Origin of the sequence: Pseudomonas aeruginosa (assembly GCF_001457615.1) — a bacterium.
GTDB lineage: Bacteria > Pseudomonadota > Gammaproteobacteria > Pseudomonadales > Pseudomonadaceae > Pseudomonas > Pseudomonas aeruginosa.
In genome coordinates this window covers 158,004-175,978 of record NZ_LN831024.1, presented here as the reverse complement: position 1 = coordinate 175,978, position 17,975 = coordinate 158,004, and the positions used below count along the sequence as shown (strand labels likewise).

The 17,975-nt window shown below is 68.4% G+C and carries 15 protein-coding genes and 1 pseudogene; 3 read left to right on the top strand and 13 right to left on the bottom strand.

Going from position 1 to position 17,975, the window contains the following annotated elements; all coding sequences use genetic code 11:
• Positions 1–16: 16 nt before the first annotated feature.
• The 9 genes from pcaG to AT700_RS00745 all read right to left on the bottom strand — a co-directional run bounded on the left by pcaG (position 17) and on the right by AT700_RS00745 (position 10,146).
• Positions 17–622, bottom strand: a complete 606-nt coding sequence (gene pcaG / locus AT700_RS00785; protein ID WP_003118582.1) for a protocatechuate 3,4-dioxygenase subunit alpha — start codon at positions 620–622, stop codon at positions 17–19.
• A gap of 10 nt (positions 623–632) precedes the next feature.
• Positions 633–1,352 (bottom strand): protocatechuate 3,4-dioxygenase subunit beta, encoded by a 720-nt coding sequence (gene pcaH, locus AT700_RS00780; RefSeq protein WP_003102187.1) that lies wholly within the window; start codon positions 1,350–1,352, stop codon positions 633–635.
• A 134-nt stretch (positions 1,353–1,486) separates the two neighbouring features.
• Positions 1,487–2,404, bottom strand: a complete 918-nt coding sequence (pcaQ, locus tag AT700_RS00775) for a pca operon transcription factor PcaQ (RefSeq protein WP_009314968.1) — start codon at positions 2,402–2,404, stop codon at positions 1,487–1,489.
• A 285-nt stretch (positions 2,405–2,689) separates the two neighbouring features.
• Positions 2,690–5,077 carry a TonB-dependent siderophore receptor gene (locus tag AT700_RS00770; protein ID WP_004352017.1) on the bottom strand — a complete coding sequence of 796 codons (2,388 nt, stop codon included), beginning with the start codon at positions 5,075–5,077 and terminating at the stop codon, positions 2,690–2,692.
• A 147-nt stretch (positions 5,078–5,224) separates the two neighbouring features.
• Complete coding sequence (locus tag AT700_RS00765; protein WP_048520697.1) at positions 5,225–6,220, bottom strand: FecR family protein; 996 nt, start codon at positions 6,218–6,220, stop codon at positions 5,225–5,227.
• On the bottom strand, positions 6,217–6,762 hold the full coding sequence (locus AT700_RS00760) for an RNA polymerase sigma factor (protein WP_003112642.1): 546 nt from the start codon (positions 6,760–6,762) through the stop codon (positions 6,217–6,219). The genes AT700_RS00765 and AT700_RS00760 overlap by 4 nt, the downstream gene beginning before the upstream one ends.
• A 196-nt stretch (positions 6,763–6,958) precedes the next feature.
• On the bottom strand, positions 6,959–7,909 hold the full coding sequence (locus AT700_RS00755) for an adenosine deaminase (protein WP_003112641.1): 951 nt from the start codon (positions 7,907–7,909) through the stop codon (positions 6,959–6,961).
• 104 nt (positions 7,910–8,013) lie between these two features.
• A complete protein-coding gene (locus AT700_RS00750) occupies positions 8,014–8,976 on the bottom strand; it encodes an oxidoreductase (protein ID WP_003112640.1) in 963 nt (320 codons plus the stop codon).
• Positions 8,977–9,048: 72 nt separating this feature from the next.
• Entirely contained in the window at positions 9,049–10,146 is a 1,098-nt protein-coding gene (locus tag AT700_RS00745; protein WP_048520696.1) for a BMP family ABC transporter substrate-binding protein, read from the bottom strand.
• A gap of 238 nt (positions 10,147–10,384) precedes the next feature.
• Here AT700_RS00745 and AT700_RS00740 point away from each other — a divergent pair, with 238 nt between their 5' ends.
• On the top strand, positions 10,385–10,900 hold the full coding sequence (locus AT700_RS00740) for a nucleoside 2-deoxyribosyltransferase (protein WP_003162250.1): 516 nt from the start codon (positions 10,385–10,387) through the stop codon (positions 10,898–10,900).
• A gap of 121 nt (positions 10,901–11,021) precedes the next feature.
• A complete protein-coding gene (locus AT700_RS00735; RefSeq protein WP_003117212.1) occupies positions 11,022–11,648 on the top strand; it encodes a nucleoside 2-deoxyribosyltransferase in 627 nt (208 codons plus the stop codon).
• A gap of 27 nt (positions 11,649–11,675) precedes the next feature.
• On the opposite strand, the gene AT700_RS00730 is transcribed toward AT700_RS00735, so the two are convergent.
• Together AT700_RS00730 and AT700_RS00725 are read right to left on the bottom strand one after the other, a co-directional pair.
• The gene (locus tag AT700_RS00730) at positions 11,676–12,728 is read right to left on the bottom strand and encodes a nucleoside hydrolase (RefSeq protein WP_019681401.1); all 1,053 of its coding nucleotides are present in this window, start codon (positions 12,726–12,728) and stop codon (positions 11,676–11,678) included.
• A 107-nt stretch (positions 12,729–12,835) separates the two neighbouring features.
• Positions 12,836–14,184: pseudogene (locus tag AT700_RS00725) on the bottom strand (8-oxoguanine deaminase).
• A 456-nt stretch (positions 14,185–14,640) separates the two neighbouring features.
• Here AT700_RS00725 and ppk2 point away from each other — a divergent pair.
• Positions 14,641–15,537 carry a polyphosphate kinase 2 gene (ppk2, locus tag AT700_RS00720; RefSeq protein WP_003121626.1) on the top strand — a complete coding sequence of 299 codons (897 nt, stop codon included), beginning with the start codon at positions 14,641–14,643 and terminating at the stop codon, positions 15,535–15,537.
• Between the two features lie 79 nt (positions 15,538–15,616).
• On the opposite strand, the gene ahpF is transcribed toward ppk2, so the two are convergent.
• Both ahpF and ahpC read right to left on the bottom strand, forming a co-directional pair.
• A complete protein-coding gene (gene ahpF, locus AT700_RS00715; protein WP_003111221.1) occupies positions 15,617–17,182 on the bottom strand; it encodes an alkyl hydroperoxide reductase subunit F in 1,566 nt (521 codons plus the stop codon).
• Between the two features lie 144 nt (positions 17,183–17,326).
• Entirely contained in the window at positions 17,327–17,890 is a 564-nt protein-coding gene (gene ahpC, locus AT700_RS00710; protein ID WP_003083828.1) for an alkyl hydroperoxide reductase subunit C, read from the bottom strand.
• Positions 17,891–17,975 lie beyond the last annotated feature (85 nt).

The window sequence follows — 17,975 nt, the reverse complement described above, 5'->3', positions numbered from 1 at the left end:
CGCGCGATCGATGCGCCTAGAAGTCAAAGAACACCGTCTCGTTGTCGCCCTGGATGCGGATGTCGAAACGGTAGGCGAGCTGTCCGTCCACTTCGCAGCGCTGCGCGAGCAGGGTGTCGCGACGCGGCGCCTGCTCGATCAGGTTGAGCACCGGACAGGCGGCGTTGGCCTCGGTCTCGTCATCGAAGTACAGCCGGGTCTGCAAGTGGATGTTGATGCCGCGGGCGAACAGCGAGACGTTGATGTGCGGCGCCATCGGCACGCCCTGGGCGTTACGCACCACCCCCGGCTTGACCGTGTGCAGGGTCCACTCGCCGGCATCGAAGGTGGTGGCGGTGCGGCCGAAGCTGTTGAACGGACGCTCCGGATCGTAGCGCTCCTGGTAGCGGCCTTCGCTGTCGGCCTGCCAGAACTCCAGGAACGAGTCGCGCACCAGGTGGCCGTTGCCGTCGTAGACGTGGCCGAGCAGGAGGATGTGCTGGCCCGGCGCGTCTTCGCGGGCCATGCGGTTCCAGATCTCCAGGTCACGGGTCGGGTTGCCGGCGGCGGCCAGCGCCAGGCCGATGTGGACATAGGGACCGGCGGTCTGGGAAGGGGTTTCCCGCAGCAGTTCGTGGCTCATGGTCGGCTCCTCAGGCGTTCTCGAAGAAGGTCTTGCGCTGCCCGCGCAGGACGATGTCGAAGCGGTAGGCCAGGCAGTCCATCGGGTTGGCCATGCTCATGTCGAGCCGGCCGATCAGGCTCTGCGCCGCCTCCGGGTCGGCAAGGGTGCGGATGATCGGGCACTTGGGGATCAGCGGGTCGCCCTCGAAGTACATCTGGGTGACCAGCCGCGCGGCGATCGCCGGGCCGCTGACAGACACGTGGATGTGCGCCGGGCGCCAGTCGTTGGGGCCGTTGCGCCAGGGATAGGGCCCGGGCTTGATGGTGCGGAAGTAATAGTGGCCCTCGCTGTCGGTGAGGGTCCGGCCGACGCCGCCGAAGTTCGGGTCGAGCGGCGCCAGGTAGCGGTCGTTCTTGTGCCGGTAGCGCCCGCCGGCGTTGGCCTGCCACATCTCCACCAGGGTGTGCGGGACCGGCTTGCCGTACTGGTCGAAGACCCGGCCGAACATGATGATGCGCTCGCCCTGGGGCAGGCCGCCGTGGTCGAAGTTGAGCAGCAGGTCGTTGTCGTGGCGGCCGAGCCTGAGGTGGGAGAAGTCCGGCCCGCTGGTTTCCGAGAGCGATTGCGGGATGCTCACCAGCGCCTGGCTCGGCGAGCGCGGCACGGAGGTCTTGTAGTCGGGGGTCAAGGCTTTGGGGTGCCAGTTTCGGTCACGGATGACGAAACGACGGCTTTCGGCGTCGTGCATGTCGGGCTCCTGTTATTCGCGTTATCGGTCGCCAGGCTTGTGGATTCAGGCATGGAAAACGAAGTCTTGCGCAGGAGGCGGGACGGGGACAGTGAATTATCCGGCCCCATACATAACCATTTGGTTATGCTTTATCAGTGCAACTCGGCGGCCACCTCGCGCAACACCGCGCTGAACCATTGCGCCCCCAGCGGCAACGGCAAGGCCGCGTTGTGGCACAGCCCGACCGAACCGCCCGGTTCGCGGATACCCAGGTCCAGCTCGGCCAGCTCGCCGTTGCCGACGTCCAGGCGCACGGCATCGCGCGGCGCCACCCAGATCGCCTCGCTGCGCAACACATAGCTGCGGCTGAGGGTCGGCGAGAGGGTTTCCAGGCGCTGTCCGGCGAGCGGGATGCCCCATTGCACGAACAGGCTGTCGGCGTGGCGGCGGATGGTGGTGCCGGCCAGCGGCAGCACCAGCGGGAATTCGGCCAGCCGCTGCGGGTCGCCGAGGGGCGCGGCGAGCAAGGGGTGGCCGGGACGCACCACCAGCATCATCGACTCGCTGTACAGGTGCTCGAAGGTCAGGCCCTGGATGTCCGGGCTATCGGTCATCCGCCCGACCACCAGGTCCAGCTCGCCGACCTTCAGTTGCGCCAGCAGGTAGGCGCTGGGTCCGGTGGCGACGCTGACCACCAGCGCACCGTGGCGCCGGTGCAGGCGCCGGATCACCTCGGGCACCACCAGGCTCTCCACCGTCGACAGCACGCCGACCCGCACCGTCTCGACCTGCGCCTCGTGGCCGCGCAGGGTGTTCACCCCGTCGCGCAGGGCCTGCACGCAGGGGCCGGCATAGCGCAGGAAGGTCACGCCCGCCTCGGTCAGCTCGGCGCCGGCCTTGCTCCGTTCGAACAGGCGCGCGCCGAGGATTTCCTCCAGTTCCTTGAGGGTCTTGGAGATCGCCGGCTGCGACACCGCCACGGCATCCGCCGCCTTGGCGAAGCTGCGCTGGCGGGCGACTTCGAGGAAGCAGGCGAGGTGGCGGAACTTGATGCGGTTGTCGAGGTTCATGGGGCGGCCGTGGCGGCGAGTGGTGCGGGCATGGTACCCAACGGGCGGGTTGGGAACGAGGTGTGGCGTGCGGCGAGGTCGTGCCAGGCGGTTCTCCGCCTTCCTTTCCCCAAAGGGAGAAGGCACTGGATGGCGGAACGACTCACGCGCCGGGCAATCCCTTCCCTGGGGAAGAAGGAACCAGATGGAGCATGGTCGGGCAGCATCGCGCCGACCCTTCGCCCTTCAGGGGGGCCTCCACGTCCAGGAGGACGCCGGGGAACCCCACCTGGAGCGAGCGCCGACTCAGAACTCCACCGTCGTCGACACCTGGAACTGCCGGGGCTCGCCCATCGCCACGTACAGTCGATTGGCACTGGACGGGTAGTAGGTGCGGTCGAACAGGTTCTTCACGTTGAGCTGGAACTTCACGCCGTGCCCGCCGAAGCGGGTGTCGTAGCTGGCGAAGGCATCGGCCACGGTGTAGGACGGCAGGTCGAAGGAATTGGCCGGGTCGCCCGGGCGCTTGCCGACGTAGCGCGCGCCGCCGCCCAGGCGCAGGCGGTCGCCGCCGAAGAGCTGGCCGAGTTCGTAGACCGCCGACAGCGACGCGGTGTTGCGCGCCACGTTCTGCAGGCGCTTGCCCTCCAGGGTCGGGTCCTCGGTGACTTCCGCGGCGAGCCAGGCGTAGCTGCCGATCAGGCTCCAGCGTTCGCTGAGCTGGCCGGTGAGGTCCAGCTCCAGGCCGCGCGAGCGGACCCGGCCGGCGGCGCGCACGCTGCTGTTGCCGGCACCGTCGAGTTCGTTGACCAGCACGTTCTTCTTGCGAATGTCGAACAGCGCCAGGGTGCCGCTGAGACGCCCCGGCACATCCAGCTTGGCGCCCAGCTCCCAGGAGGTCGCCTCCTCCGGCAGGATCGCCGAATCGATGGTCTCGCCGGTGCTCAGCGGGGCGATGGTCGAGTTCGGCTTGAACGAGCGCGTGTAGCTGCCGTACAGCGAAACCTCGTCGCTCAGGCGGTAGACCAGGCCGCCGCGCGGCACCCATTTCTGCCCGTTGATATCGGTGTTGGCGTTGAACGGCCGGCCGCGCCCGGCGAGCTGGTCGTAGATCTGGTAGCGCGCGCCGCCGACCAGGATCCAGCGTTCGTCCAGGTGGATCGAGTCCTGGAAGTACAGCGAGTCGCTGCGCAGCTTGTCGGTCTGGTCGCTGTCGCCGGCGACCACCCGGGTCGACGGCACCACCTGGCCATAGACCGGGTCGAGGTAGTCGAAGCGGCTGGTCTTGCTGTCGCGCAGCAGGTCGGCGCGGAAGATCTTGCGCTTCTCGTGGTCCATGCCGAATTGCAGGTCATGTTGCATCCCGGCCAGTTGCAGCGTTCCGCTCAGGTCGAGGGTGGCGAAGCTGTCGCTGCTGACCGCGCCGTGGGTGCCGTCCATGCGCCGGGTCAGGGTGCCGTCGGCATTCACGGCCATCACCCGGGCCTGGTTGTCGTCGTAGGTCTCGCGACTGTAGCCGTAGCCGAAGTGGGCCTTCCAGGTGTCGTCGAGCTGCCGTTCGAGATCCAGGCGGGTCAGCTCGGAACGGCCCTCGGTGATGTTGAAGGGCTCGTCCAGGCGCCGGCTGCGCGGGATGTCCAGCGGGCGGTTGGTACGCGGGTCGATGGCCGTGCCACGGTCGAACGGCGTGGTGAACTCGCGGTGCTCGTAGCTCAGGTTGACCGTCGTGTCCTCGCCGTACCAGGCCAGCGAGGGCGCCACCAGCGTCTCGCGACTCTTGCCGAAGTCGCGCCAGTAATCCTCGTCCTCATGATCGAGGATCATCCGGTAGGCCAGTCCGCTGTCGCCCAGCGGGCCGGTGGAGTCGAGCTGGCCGCCGCTGCCGTTGCGCCCGTGGGCGTAGGCCGAGCCACGCAGGGTCAGGGCGTTGGCTTGTTGCAGTTGCGGCTTCTTGCTCACCACGTTGACCACCCCGCCCGGGTCCTGGATGCCATAGAGCAGGGATGCAGGCCCCTTCAGCACCTCGACGTGGTCGGCGGTGGCGGTGAAATTGCGGCCCTGCACCGAGGGCATGCCGTCACGCATGATCGAGCCGTCGCGGTTGTCGCCGAAGCCGCGCTTCATCACCGCGTCCTGGGTACCGCCAAGGGTGTTGGCCTGGGTGATGCCGCTGATGTTGCCCAGCGCGTCGTCAAGGTTGCGCGGGCGCTGGTCCTGCAGCGCCTGTGCCGGGACCACGCTGATCGCCTGGGGGATATCCAGTAGCGGCGCATCGCCGCGGCTGATCGAGGCGTTGGCCGCCGGCCGGTAGCCCTGCGCCGGGGCGGCGGCGGAGACCGTCGTGGCATCGAGGTCGAGCGCGCCGCTGGCGGGGATCGGTTCCAGGGTCAGGGTGCGCTCGTCGATCCGCCGCGCGCGCAGGCCGCTGCCCTGCAGCAGGCGTTGCAGCGCCTCCTCCGCGTCCAGCGAACCGTGCAATGCCGGGGCGGTCGCCTGCGGCGGCAGCTCGGCGGTGTAGAGCAGCGTCTGCCCGCTGGCCCGGCTGAACGCGTTGAGCGCCTGGGCCAGCGGCGCGGCAGCCTGGCTGAAGCGGTAGCGAACCGCCTCGGCGGCCTGCGCGGTGGCGGCGAGACAGCCGAGGCTGAGGAACAGGGCGGGGAGAGTACGCAGGGCGAAGCGCGGGAAGGGGGTCATGGGTTGCTCGTGTCGGTCGCTTTTCTAATGCGAATCAATCGCGGTCATGAGCACTACACGAAGCGGCGCCGGATTTACCTCACCCCCCAGCGCAAAAAAATTCTTCGCCGGGAAAGATTCCTGCGGCCAAACGGAGCGGGGCCGCCGTCAGCGAATCACCACCAGGCGTCCGAACAGGATCTGCTGGCGATAGCCGAGCACCGCCTGCAGCGACTTCAGCGCGGCTTCGGGATCGTCGCTGCGGAAGCTGCCGCTGACCGGCTGGCGGCCGAGCGCGTCGTCGAGCAGGAGAATGCGTCCGGGGTAGTAGCGAGCGAGTTCGTCGAGCACTTCCGCCAGCGGCCGCCGGTAGAAGCTCAGCCAACCCTGGCGCCAGGCCAGCGCGGCGGCGGCGTCGATGGCCACGGGCCGGCCCAGCTTGCCGTCGGCGAAGCCGACCTGCTGGCCGGCGCCCAGCACTTCCTCGGCGGCGCCCGCACCGGTGCCGGCGCTCACCGCGACCCGCCCTTGCAACACGGTGACGCGGGTCGCCCCGGCGCCGCGACGGACCTCGAACTCGGTGCCCAGTACCCGCGCCCGACCTTCGCCGGCCTCGACCACGAATGGCAGCGCGTCGCGCTTCACCCACAACGCGGCGGCGCCGCGCAGCAGTTCGACCCGCCGCTGGCCGCCGTCGATACGCACGCGCACCGCGCTGCCGGCGTCCAGGCTCAGGTAGGAGCCATCGGCCAGCTTCCATTCGGCGACCTGTCCCGGCGCGGCGACATAGTCGGCACGCCAGTCCTGCAGCCAGTCGCCGGGCTGCCACCAGCCGCCCAGCCAGAGCATCGCCAGCAGGCAGGCGACGCTGGCCAGCGGGTAGGCCCAGCGCCGCGGGTTGCGCGACGCTCGGCGCGGCCGCAGGTAGGCTTCCAGGGCATCGGCCTCTTCGATGGCCAGGCGGCTCGCCGGTATTTCCGTCAGGCGCCAGAGCGCCTCGGCGCGGGCATAGGCCTCGGCATGCGCCGGCCGCTGCGCCAGCCAGTCCTCGAAGGCCCGCCGGGTCGCCGCATCCGGCGTACCGCGCAGGCGCACCAGCCAGGCCTGTGCGGTCTGCTCGAGGACGGGCTCGTAGGGCGCGGCGTCGCTATCGGGTCGGGTCATGGCTGGGCGCTCCTTGCCTGCTCGCCGGCCGGGCCGGCCAGGCTCGCCTTGCAGGCGTCGAGGGCGCGCATCATATGTTTTTCCACGGCGCTTTGGGAAAGCTGCATGGCCTGGGCGATCTCCGCGTAGGTGCGGCCGTGGATGCGATTGAGCAGGAAAATCCGCCGGGTGCGCTCGGGCAGGCCGCGCAAGGCGGCCTCGACCCGGCGCCACTGGTCGCCGGCCTCGAGCGCCTGCTCGGGACCGACCGGCTCGCCCTGGCGCTGCTCCGGCAGCCAGTCGTCCAGTTGCCGTTGCCGCGATCCTTCGCCACGCAAGTGGTCGATGGCCAGGTTGCGCGCGCTGCGCAGGAGGTAGCTGCCAAGCTCCTCCACCGGGGCGGCCGGGCGCCGCCAGAAGCGCAGGAACAGTTCCTGGACCAGGTCGGCGGCGGTCGCCCGGCAGCCGACCCAGCGGCTGACCAGGCTTTCCATGCGCTGGCGCTGGGCCAGGAAGGCCTTGAGGAGATCCGCGCGGCGCGCCGCCTCGCCGTCTGCCGGCAAGGCATCCGGGCGCGGGCCGGGAGGTAGGTCGCGGTCGGGCATCGGTGAGGACGGCTGCACGAAAGCCGGCGCCGGGGCGGCGCCATGGGAATGCTGAGCAGGCCTTCAAATGATAATGCTTATCATCAATGCCGAGAAGCCAGCGACGACGAAACGCCTTGCGGGTCGCGCGCCGGGCTACCCGGCACGCCGCCCCTCACTTCACCAGGCGCGCATCCAGGCTGTTCTGCGCCAGGCGCCTGGCCTGCTCCTCGGTCATTCCCAGGCTCTGCTGCAAGGCATGGAAGTTCTCGGTGACATAGCCGCCGAAGTAGGCCGGGTCATCGGAGTTCACCGTCACCTTCACGCCGCGTTCGAGCATGTCGAGGATGGTGTGCTGGCTCATGTCGTCGAACACGCAGAGCTTGGTGTTGGACAGCGGGCAGACGGTCAGCGGGATCTGTTCGTCGATCAGCCGCCGCATCAGCCGCTCGTCCTCGAAGGCGCGTACGCCGTGGTCGATGCGCTCGACCTTGAGCAGGTCGAGGGCTTCCCATATGTACTCGGGCGGCCCCTCCTCGCCGGCATGGGCGACGGTGAGGAAGCCTTCGCTGCGGGCCCGGTCGAAGACCCGCTGGAACTTGCTCGGCGGATGCCCTACTTCCGAGCTGTCGAGGCCGACGGCGATGAAGGCGTCGCGGAACGGCAGCGCCTGGTCGAGGGTTTTCTGCGCCTGTTCCTCGCTGAGGTGGCGGAGGAAGCTGAGGATCAGCCCATGGCGGATGCCCAGCAGCTTCTCGCCGTCCCGTAGCGCGGCGCGGATGCCGGCGAGCACCACCTCGAAGGGAATGCCGCGATCGGTGTGGGTCTGCGGGTCGAAGAACGGCTCGACGTGGACGACGTTCTGCGCCTTGCACTTCTGCAGGTAGGCCCAGGTCAGGTCGTAGAAGTCCTGCTCGGTGCGCAGCACGTCGGCGCCGGCGTAGTAGAGGTCGAGGAATTCCTGCAGGTTGTTGAAGGCGTAGGCCTTGCGCAGGGTCTCGACGTCGTTCCAGGGCAGGGCGATGCGGTTGCGCTCGGCGAGGGCGAACAGCAGCTCCGGCTCCAGGGTACCTTCCAGGTGCAGGTGCAGTTCGGCCTTGGGCAAGGCGTTGAGCCATTCATACATGGGGTGGGTTCTCGATCAGGCTGGTCTTGGCCGGCAAGTTTAACCTGTCCCGGGAGTCAGGCCCGCGGCAAACCCGCGAGCCGCTCCCGCGCGCGACGGGCGGCTCAGGCCGTTTCGCCGCGCCGATAGGCATAGGTCTGCGCGAAGCGCGAGGTCAGCCAATCGCCACAGGTGGTCGGCGGATACTTCGGCGGGTTGTCCGCGTCGAAGCAGCCCGGCAGGCAGCGGATCTCGGTGTCCATGTGCGGTTCGGCGAAGAACGGCATGGAGTAGCGGTGCACCCCGCGCGGGCTGATCACCCGGTGCGGGGTCGAGCGGTAACGGTCGTTGCTCCAGCGCGCCATCATGTCGCCGATGTTGACCACGAAGGTGCCGTCGATGGGCGGCGCGTCGATCCATTCGCCCTGGCGGTTCTGCACTTGCAGGCCACCGGCGGCGTCCTGGTAGAGCAGGGTCACGCAGCCGTAGTCGGTGTGCGCGCCGGCGCCGGGCTGGTCGGCGCTCTGCCGGGCCGAGGCCGGCGGATAGTGGATCAGGCGGAACACGCTGACCGGCTGCTCGAAGCGGCGATCGAAGAAGTCCTCCTCGATCCCCAGGGCGATGGCCAGGGCGCGCAGCACGGTACGGGCCAGCGCCAGCATGTCGGCATAGTGTCCTTCCAGCAGGGCCTCCCAGCCGGGCAGGTCGGGGTGTCGGTTGGGCCCGTAGAAGGACTTGCCGGCGCGCACGTCGGGATGCTCCGCCGGCAGGTGCAGGGCCATGTCGAAGGTCTCCTTGAAGTCGCTGGGCAACGCCGGGTCGAGCTGCTCGGTGGCGATCGCGCCATAGCCGCGATGATTGCGGCTACGGGTGATATCGATCTTCAGCTTCTCTTCGACGGGCAGCGCGAAGAACTCCCGCGCCGCCGCCAACAGGGCTTCGAAGCGCGCGGCCGGCAGCGGGTGTCCGGCGATGTAGAAGAAGCCCCACTCGCGGCAGGCCTGGTCGATCCGCCGCGCCACGTCGTTCCAGGCGCCACGGTCGGCGCCGTAGAGCGGGGCGATGTCGATGATGGGTAGACGGTCCAATCGCGCTCTCCTCGATGGGTCCTGTACGGAAAGTGCCTGCGCTCGGCGACTTTTTCCATACAAGGCCAGGGCTCACTTCGGCAGGTCGGCCTTGATGCCTTCCACGTAATAGTTCATCGACGCCAGGTCGGCATTGGTCGCGCTGACGCCGGCGGCGAAACGCTCCTTGCCGGACTGGTCGCGGATCGGCCCAGTGAAGGGGTGGAAGGCTCCGCTGCGGATCGACTCGATCAGCCTGCCCGCCTCTTCCCGCACCGGCGCCGGCAGCACCTCCTGGTTCAGCGGCAGGACCACCGTACTCTCGGCCAGGCCACCCCAGAAGTCCTCGGATTTCCAGGTGCCGTCCATCACCGCCTGGGCCGAGCGGATATAGTGCGGGCCCCAGTCGTTGACGATCGAGGTGAGCACGGTCTTCGGACCGAAGTGCTGCATGTCCGAGGCGTAGCCCACGGCGTACACCCCGCGACGCTCGGCGGCCTGGATCGGCGCCGGGCTATCGGTGTGCTGGAACACCACGTCGACGCCCTGGTCGATCAGCGCGGTGGCCGCGTCGGCCTCCTTGCCCGGATCGAACCAGGTGCTCACCCACATCACCTTGAGTTCGGCCTGCGGGTCGTATTTGTCCAGCGCCAGCTGGATCGCGTTGATGTCGCGGATCACCTCGGGAATCGGAAACGAGGCGATGTAGCCGATCTTGTGGCTGCGGGTCATCTTCGCCGCGAGGAAGCCGCCGACGTAGCGTCCCTCGTAGGAGCGCGACAGGTAGGTGCCGAGGTTCCTGTCGCGCTTGTAGCCGGTGGCGTGCTCGAAGGTCACCTTGGGAAACTGCCGGGCCACCTTGGCGGTAGGGTTCATGTAGCCGAAGGAGGTGGTGAAGACCAGGCCGTAGCCGTCTTTCGCCAGGTTGCGGATGACCCGCTCGGCGTCGGCGCCCTCGGCGACGTTCTCGACGAAGCTGGTCTTCACCTTGTCGCCGAAGTGCTCCACCAGTTCGCGGCGGCCCAGTTCGTGCTGGTAGGTCCAGCCGTGGTCGCCGACCGGGCCGACATAGACGAAGCCGATCTTCAGTGGTTCGGCGGCCTCGGCGGCGAGAGCGCAGGCGCCGAGGCCGAGGACGGCGGCAAGGCGGCGCAGGACGGACATGCGGGATTGCGTGCGACGGTGTTTCATGGATGGGCGTGCTCCGGTGAGTGCAGGGTTGGCCATCGGGCGTGGCTTCGCGTTCAGCCCGCCCGCCGATGCAATTACCTGACCACCCGGACAACTCCGCTCAAGCTCGCGCTTCTGCGCGCCGCGTCATGCCGGCGCGGCTGCAGGACGGTGCAGCGCGCCATCGCTTGGTGCATGCCGGCGCCGCCACGATGGCGCTACCATGGGCGCTGGCTTTCCGTAACAAGGCACGCACGCGATGACCGCGATCTACCTGGCCGGGCCGGACGTCTTCCGCCCCGACGCCGAAGCCCATGGCGAAACCCTCAAGGCGCTCTGCGCCGAGTTCGGCTTCGTCGGCCTCTACCCGCTCGACCACGCCCTGCCCGCCGACATCCGCGAGCCAGCCGCACAGGCCGCCTGGATCTACCGCGCCAATGTCGGCCTGATCGAGCGCGCCGACTGCGTGCTGGCCAACCTCGAACCGTTCCGCGGCAGCGAGCCGGACAGCGGCACCGCCTTCGAAGTGGGTTACGCCCTGGCCCTGGGCAAGCCGGTATATGCCTACCTCAGCGATGCCGGCGCCTACACCGAGCGCCTCGCCCGGCTGGCCCCGGAATGGCTCGGCGAGCACCCCGGCGAGGACCGCGACGGTTGGCAACTGGAGGGTTTCGGCCTGCCATTGAACCTGATGCTGGCGGTGCCTTCGCGGCTGGTCGCCGGCGGCCCGCGCGAGGCTCTGCGACGCCTCGCCGAGGAACTCGAGCGCGCCTGACATCGCGGGAAGGCCGTCGCCTAGCTGCTGGCAGATAGCCGCCGCCCGGCCTGTCGCTTGCCGGCCATAATGCTGGACAACAACGGCCCCATCCGGGAGGCCGGCCTGCAAGAGGCATCCGATGAACCGATCCAAGGGTTCCAGCAGCCGTCGTACCTTCCTGCGCCTGGCAGCCCTGCTGCTGCCCGCCGGCGCCCTGCTCGGCAGCCTGCCGGGTGTACGCGCCGCGGCCAGGCCGCGGAAACTCTATCTGGCCGGTCCCGATGTGTTCCGCGCCGACGCCGTCGCCCACGGCGAAGCACTCAAGGCACTGTGCGCACGCTACGGTTTCGAGGGCCTCTACCCGCTGGACAACGCGCTGCCGAAACAGCTCGCCGAGCCGCGCGAACAGGCGGCCTGGATCTACCGCGCCAACATCGGCCTGATCGAACGCGCCGACGCGGTGCTGGCCAACCTGAACTTCTTCCGCGGCGCCGAGCCGGACAGCGGCACCGCCTTCGAGGTCGGCTATGCCACCGCCCTCGGCAAGCCGGTCTATGGCTACGTCGACGACGCCGGCAGCTACGCCGAGCGAATCCGCCGGCACGCCCCGGAGCTGATCGGCGAGGATCCGACCCGCGACCGCGACGGCATGACCCTGGAAGAGTTCGGCCTGCCGCTCAATCTGATGCTGGCGGTGCCGGCAACGCTAGTCGTCGGCGACGCCGAGCAGGCCCTGCGCCAACTCGCCAGCCGGCGCCACGGCTGACCCGGCGCCGGCCGTACGACGAGAGACTCAGGGCAGGCGGGCGATACGCTCGGTGAGCAGGTCGAAGAACCCCTGGGCGTCGCCCTCGTTGATCCACTCGACGTTGGCCGGCTGCTTGAGGCCGCCGTACCAGTCGGCCACGGTCTGGCCGAAGGTGATGCCCTCGCGGCTGTCGACCTGCACGTTGATCCGCTTGCCCTTGAACAGCGAGGGCTTGAGCAGGTAGGCGACCACCGTGGCGTCGTGCACCGGGCCGCCCTTCAGGCCGTAGTACTTGATGTCGTACTGGACGTAGGCGTCGAGGATGTCGGCGACGGTCTTGCCGGCCTGGTTGCCGAGGTTGCGCAGCTTGGCGATGCGCTCGGGGCTGGTGAGGATCTTGTGGGTCACGTCGAGCGGCAGCATGGTGATCGGCGCCCCGCTCTTGAGCACGATTTCCGCCGCGTGGGGGTCGGCGAAGATATTGAATTCGGCGGCCGGGGTGATGTTGCCGCCGTTGAAGTGGGCGCCGCCCATGATCACGATCTCGCGGATGCCCTTGACGATGTCCGGGGCCTGGGTCAGGGCCAGCGCGAGGTTGGTCTCCGGGCCGAGCATGGCCAGGGTCACGCTCTTCTCCGGCGCCGCACGCAAGGTGCGGATCAGGTAGTCCACGGCGTTACCTTCGGCCAGCGGCTGCTTCGGCTCATGCACCTCGACGCCGCTGATGCCTTCGCTGCCGTGCACGTCGGCGGCGTAGATCGGCGTGCGCAGCAGCGGTCGCGGGGCGCCGGCGTAGACCGGAATATCCGGGCGCTTGCCCCACTCGCGGGCCAGCCGGGCGTTACGCGCGGTCTTTTCCAGCGGCACGTTGCCGGCGACGGTGGTCAGCGCCTGGATCTTCAGCTCCTTCGGCGAGGCCATGGCGAACAGCAGGGCGATCACATCGTCGGCGCCCGGATCGGTGTCGATGATCAGCGTCCGCGGCAATGGCGGCGCCACCGTTTCGGCAGCGGACAGAGGAAGGCTGGCGGGCATCAGCAGGGCGAGTCCTAGCAGAAGGCTGCAAAAGCGATTGCATGGGCGGGCGGCGCGTGACATGGGGCGGCTCCTGGTGGGGAATGCCACAGTCTAGCCAGTTGCGGGCCACGCGCCGACCTATGCGAACCGACAGAGGAAGCCTGGCGCCTCCTCTGTCGGCGCCCGCCTCACCCGGCGATCAGGGCGCTCGCCGCCTCGCGGTGGCGGGCGATCAGGGCGGCCAGGTCGAGCCCTTCCACGGCACCGTCGACCACTCGCCAGGCGCCGCCGACCATTACCCGGTCGGCACGGTCGGCAGCGCACAGCAGCAGCGCCGAGAGCGGGTCGTGGCTACCCGAGAAGCGCAGCTCGTCGAGCTTGAACAAGGCCAGGTCGGCCTGCTTGCCGGGGGCCAGCTCGCCGATGTCGCTGCGCCCGAGCAGGCGTGCCGAGCCACGGGTGGCCCAGCCCAGGGCGAGTTCCGGGGTGATCCGCTCGGCGCCGTAGCGCAGGCGTTGCAGGTACAGGGCCTGGCGCGCCTCGAGGATCATGTTCGAGGCGTCGTTGGAGGCCGAGCCATCGACTCCCAGGCCGATCGGCGCGCCGGCCGCCTCCAGCTCCACGGTCGGGCAGATGCCCGAGGCCAGGCGCATGTTCGAACTCGGGCAATGGCAGATACCGGTGCCCGCCTCGCCGAGCCGGCGGATCTCCTCGGCGTTGAAGTGGATGCCGTGGGCCAGCCAGGTGCGCGGGCCGAGCCAGCCGACGCTATCCAGGTAGTCCACGGTACGCAGGCCGAAGCGCTGCAGGCAGAAGTCTTCCTCGTCGAGGGTCTCCGCCAGGTGGGTGTGCAGGCGTACGTCGTGGCGCGCCGCCACTTCGGCGCTGGCGCGCATGATCTCCGGAGTCACCGAGAACGGCGAGCAGGGCGCCAGGGCGATCTGCACCCGGGCACCGTCTCCGCGCTGGTGGTAGCGGGCGATCAGTCGCTCACTGTCGGCGAGGATGGTCTCGGCTTCCTGCACCGTCTGCTGCGGCGGCAAGCCGCCGTCCTTCTCGCCGAGGCTCATCGAGCCGCGGGTGAGCATGGCGCGCATGCCCAGTTCCTCGACCACCCCGGCCTGCACGTCGATGGCCTGTTCGAGGCCGCCGGGAAACAGGTAGTGGTGGTCGGCGGCAGTGGTACAGCCGGACAACAGCAGCTCGGCCAGCGCCACCTTGGTGGCCAGTGCGAGTTTCTCCGGGTCAGCCGCGCCCAGACCGGGTAGAGGGTCTTCAGCCAGGGGAACAGCGGCTGGTTGACCACCGGCGCCCAGGCGCGGGTGAGGGTCTGGTAGAAGTGGTGATGGGTGTTGACCAGCCCCGGCAACACCACGTGCCGGCTGGCGTCGAACTGGCTGGCGCAGGGCTGCGCGGGCTGTTGGCCGGCGCCGAGCAGCTCGACGATGCGGCCGTCTTCGACGACCAGGCCGCCGGCGGCGTCGAGACCGTTGGCGGTGAAGATGGCGAGGGGATTGCGAATCCAGGTGCGGGACATGTGCGGACCTTCGTCGGATCGGCGGGCCGGCGCGAACGCTGCCGGCCCTCGGTTGATGAGAGCCAGCTCAGTGTTCACCCTGTCTGCTGATCCAGGTCCGCGGGGCGACGACGGGGCGCCACTCGCGTGGCGATATCCTACAAGGGATTTCTGGAGAGGTGTAAGGCTTTCCTCCCGGTGGCGGCCGGGCGCGGTTTGATGGGGGTCAACGGACGCCTCCCGGCAGGGGCATAGAGTGGGGGACTGCATAGCTGAAAACGTAGAACGGAAGGAGTCCCGCATGAGCGAAGAACCCACTGTCAGTCCCCCCTCCCCCGAGCAACCCGCCGCGCAGCCGGCCAAGCCGGCCCGGCCAGCCGCCCGCCGCGCCCGCGCAAGCCGGCGACCCGCCGCCCGCGAGTGGCCAGCCCGGCGCAGAAGGCCCGCGAGGAGATCCAGGCAATCAGCCAGAAGCCGGTGGCCCTGCAGGTCGCCAGTGCGCCCCACGGCAGCAGCGAGGACAGCACCTCGGCGAGCCTGCCGGCGAACTATCCCTATCACACGCGGATGCGCCGCAACGAGTACGAGAAGGCCAAGCACGACCTGCAGATCGAACTGCTCAAGGTGCAGAGCTGGGTGAAGGAGACCGGCCAGCGCGTGGTGGTCCTGTTCGAAGGCCGCGACGCCGCCGGCAAGGGCGGCACCATCAAGCGCTTCATGGAACACCTGAACCCGCGCGGCGCGCGGATCGTAGCCTTGGAGAAACCGTCCTCCCAGGAGCAGGGCCAGTGGTATTTCCAGCGCTACATCCAACATCTGCCCACCGCCGGCGAGATGGTCTTCTTCGACCGCTCCTGGTACAACCGCGCCGGCGTCGAGCGGGTCATGGGCTTCTGTTCGCCGCTGCAATACCTGGAGTTCATGCGCCAGGCGCCGGAGCTGGAGCGTATGCTCACCAACAGCGGCATCCTGCTGTTCAAGTACTGGTTCTCGGTGAGCCGCGAGGAACAACTGCGGCGCTTCATCTCGCGCCGCGACGATCCGCTCAAGCACTGGAAGCTGTCGCCCATCGACATCAAGTCTCTGGACAAGTGGGACGACTACACCGCCGCCAAGCAGGCGATGTTCTTCCATACCGACACCGCCGACGCGCCGTGGACGGTCATCAAGTCCGACGACAAGAAGCGCGCGCGACTCAACTGCATCCGCCACTTCCTGCACTCGCTGGACTACCCGGACAAGGACCGGCGCATCGCCCATGAGCCCGACCCGTTGCTGGTGGGGCCGGCCTCGCGGGTGATCGAGGAGGACGAGAAGGTCTACGCCGAGGCGGCCGCCGCGCCGGGCCACGCGAACCTGGATATCCCGGCCTGAGGCGGGCGGTCGCGCCAACGAAAACGTCCGGGGCGCTTTCGCGCTCCGGGCGTCCCTGGTTCGACGGTCGCTGGCCGGGTCACTCCGGCGCGGAGGTCCGGATCAGGTGGTCGAAGGCGCTCAGCGAAGCCTTGGCGCCCTCGCCCACGGCGATCACGATCTGCTTGTACGGCACCGTGGTCACGTCGCCGGCGGCGAAGATGCCGGGCAGCGAGGTCTCGCCACGGGCGTCGACGATGATCTCGCCACGCGGCGACAGCTCGACGCTGCCCTTGAGCCACTCGGTGTTGGGCAGCAGGCCGATCTGCACGAAGATGCCTTCCAGCTCGATCGACTTGAACTCCTCGGAGTTGCGGTCCTTGTACACCAGGCCGGTGACCTTCTGGCCGTCGCCCTTCACTTCGCTGGTCAGAGCACTGGTGATCACCTCAACGTTCGGCAGGCTGTAGAGCTTGCGTTGCAGCACGGCGTCGGCGCGCAACTTGCTGTCGAATTCCAGCAGGGTCACGTGGGCGACGATGCCGGCCAGGTCGATGGCCGCCTCGACGCCAGAGTTGCCGCCGCCGATCACCGCCACGCGCTTGCCCTTGAACAGCGGGCCATCGCAGTGCGGGCAGAAGCACACGCCCTTGGCCTTGTATTCCTGCTCGCCGGGCACGCCCATTTCGCGCCAGCGAGCGCCGGTGGCGAGGATCAGGGTCTTGGCCTTGAGGCTGCCGCCGCTCTCGAACCGCACCTCGTGCAACTCGCCGGCGTTCTTCGCCGGAACCAGCTTGCTGGCGCGCTGCAGGTTCATGATGTCGACCTCGTAGTGACGCACGTGCTCTTCCAGCGCCCGTGCCAGCTTCGGCCCTTCGGTCTCCTGCACCGAGATGAAGTTCTCGATGGCCATGGTGTCCAGCACCTGGCCGCCGAAGCGCTCGGCGGCGACGCCGGTGCGAATGCCCTTGCGCGCGGCGTAGATCGCCGCCGCGGCTCCGGCCGGGCCACCGCCGACCACCAGCACGTCGAAGGCGTCGCGGGCGGTCAGCTTCTCGGCGTCGCGGGCGGCGGCGCCGGTGTCGATCTTGGCGAGGATCTCTTCCACGCCCATGCGGCCCTGGCCGAAGACTTCGCCGTTGAGGTAGATGCTCGGCACCGACATGATCTGGCGCGCCTCGACCTCATCCTGGAACAGCGCGCCGTCGATGGCGACGTGACGGATGTTCGGGTTGAGCACGGCCATCAGGTTCAGCGCCTGGACCACGTCCGGGCAGTTCTGGCAGGACAGCGAGAAGTAGGTTTCGAACTCGAAGGTGCCCTCGATGCCCTTGACCTGCTCGATCACGTCCGCGTCGAGCTTGGAGGGGTGGCCGCCTACCTGCAGCAGGGCCAGCACCAGCGAGGTGAATTCGTGGCCCATGGGGATACCGGCGAAGCGCAGGCCGATGTCCGCACCGGGGCGGTTCAACGAGAACGACGGTTTGCGCGCATCGCTGCCGTCGGTCTTCAGGGTGATCTTGTCGGTCAGGCCGACGATGTCTTGCAGCAGGCCCAGCAGCTCGCGGGATTTGTCGCTGTCATCGAGGGACGCGACGATCTCGAACGGCTGGCTGACCTTTTCCAGGTAGGCCTTCAACTGGGTTTTAAGATTGGCGTCCAACATGGTTCAGCTCCTCGAAATTCGGGCAAACGTATCCCCGGCGGATGGGACATCCGCCCTGCACGGCGCGTTGGCTGGGTGAAGGGCGGACGATCCGCGAGGGATCGTCCGCCGGAGAGGCTGGCGGCGAATGCCGCCGGCGCGGTCTTAGATCTTGCCGACCAGGTCCAGGGACGGAGCGAGGGTCTTCTCGCCTTCCTTCCACTTGGCCGGGCAGACTTCGCCCGGGTGGGCGGCGGTGTACTGGGCGGCCTTCAGCTTGCGCACGGTCTCGCCGACGTCACGGGCGATCTCGTTGGAGTGGATCTCGACGGTCTTGATCACGCCTTCCGGGTTGATCACGAAGGTACCGCGCAGGGCCAGGCCTTCTTCCGGGATGTGCACGCCGAAGGCGTTGGTCAGCTGGTGGGTCGGGTCGCCGATCAGCGGGAACTGGGCCTTGCCGACTGCCGGGGAGGTTTCGTGCCAGACCTTGTGCGAGAAGTGGGTGTCGGTGGTCACGATGTAGACCTCGGCACCGGCTTTCTGGAACTCGCCGTAGTTGTTGGCGGCGTCTTCGATCTCGGTCGGGCAGTTGAAGGTGAAGGCAGCCGGCATGAAGATCAGGACCGACCACTTGCCCTTCAGGGATTCCTCGGTCACCTCGATGAACTTGCCGTTGTGGAAAGCGTTGACCTTGAACGGTTGGACTTGAGTGTTGATCAGGGACATCAGTCGTTCCTCTCTCAGTTGAATGGGGTGTTTCAAATCGACTGGGAGAATCTTAACGGGGTTCGGCAAAAATGCCCCATTGATT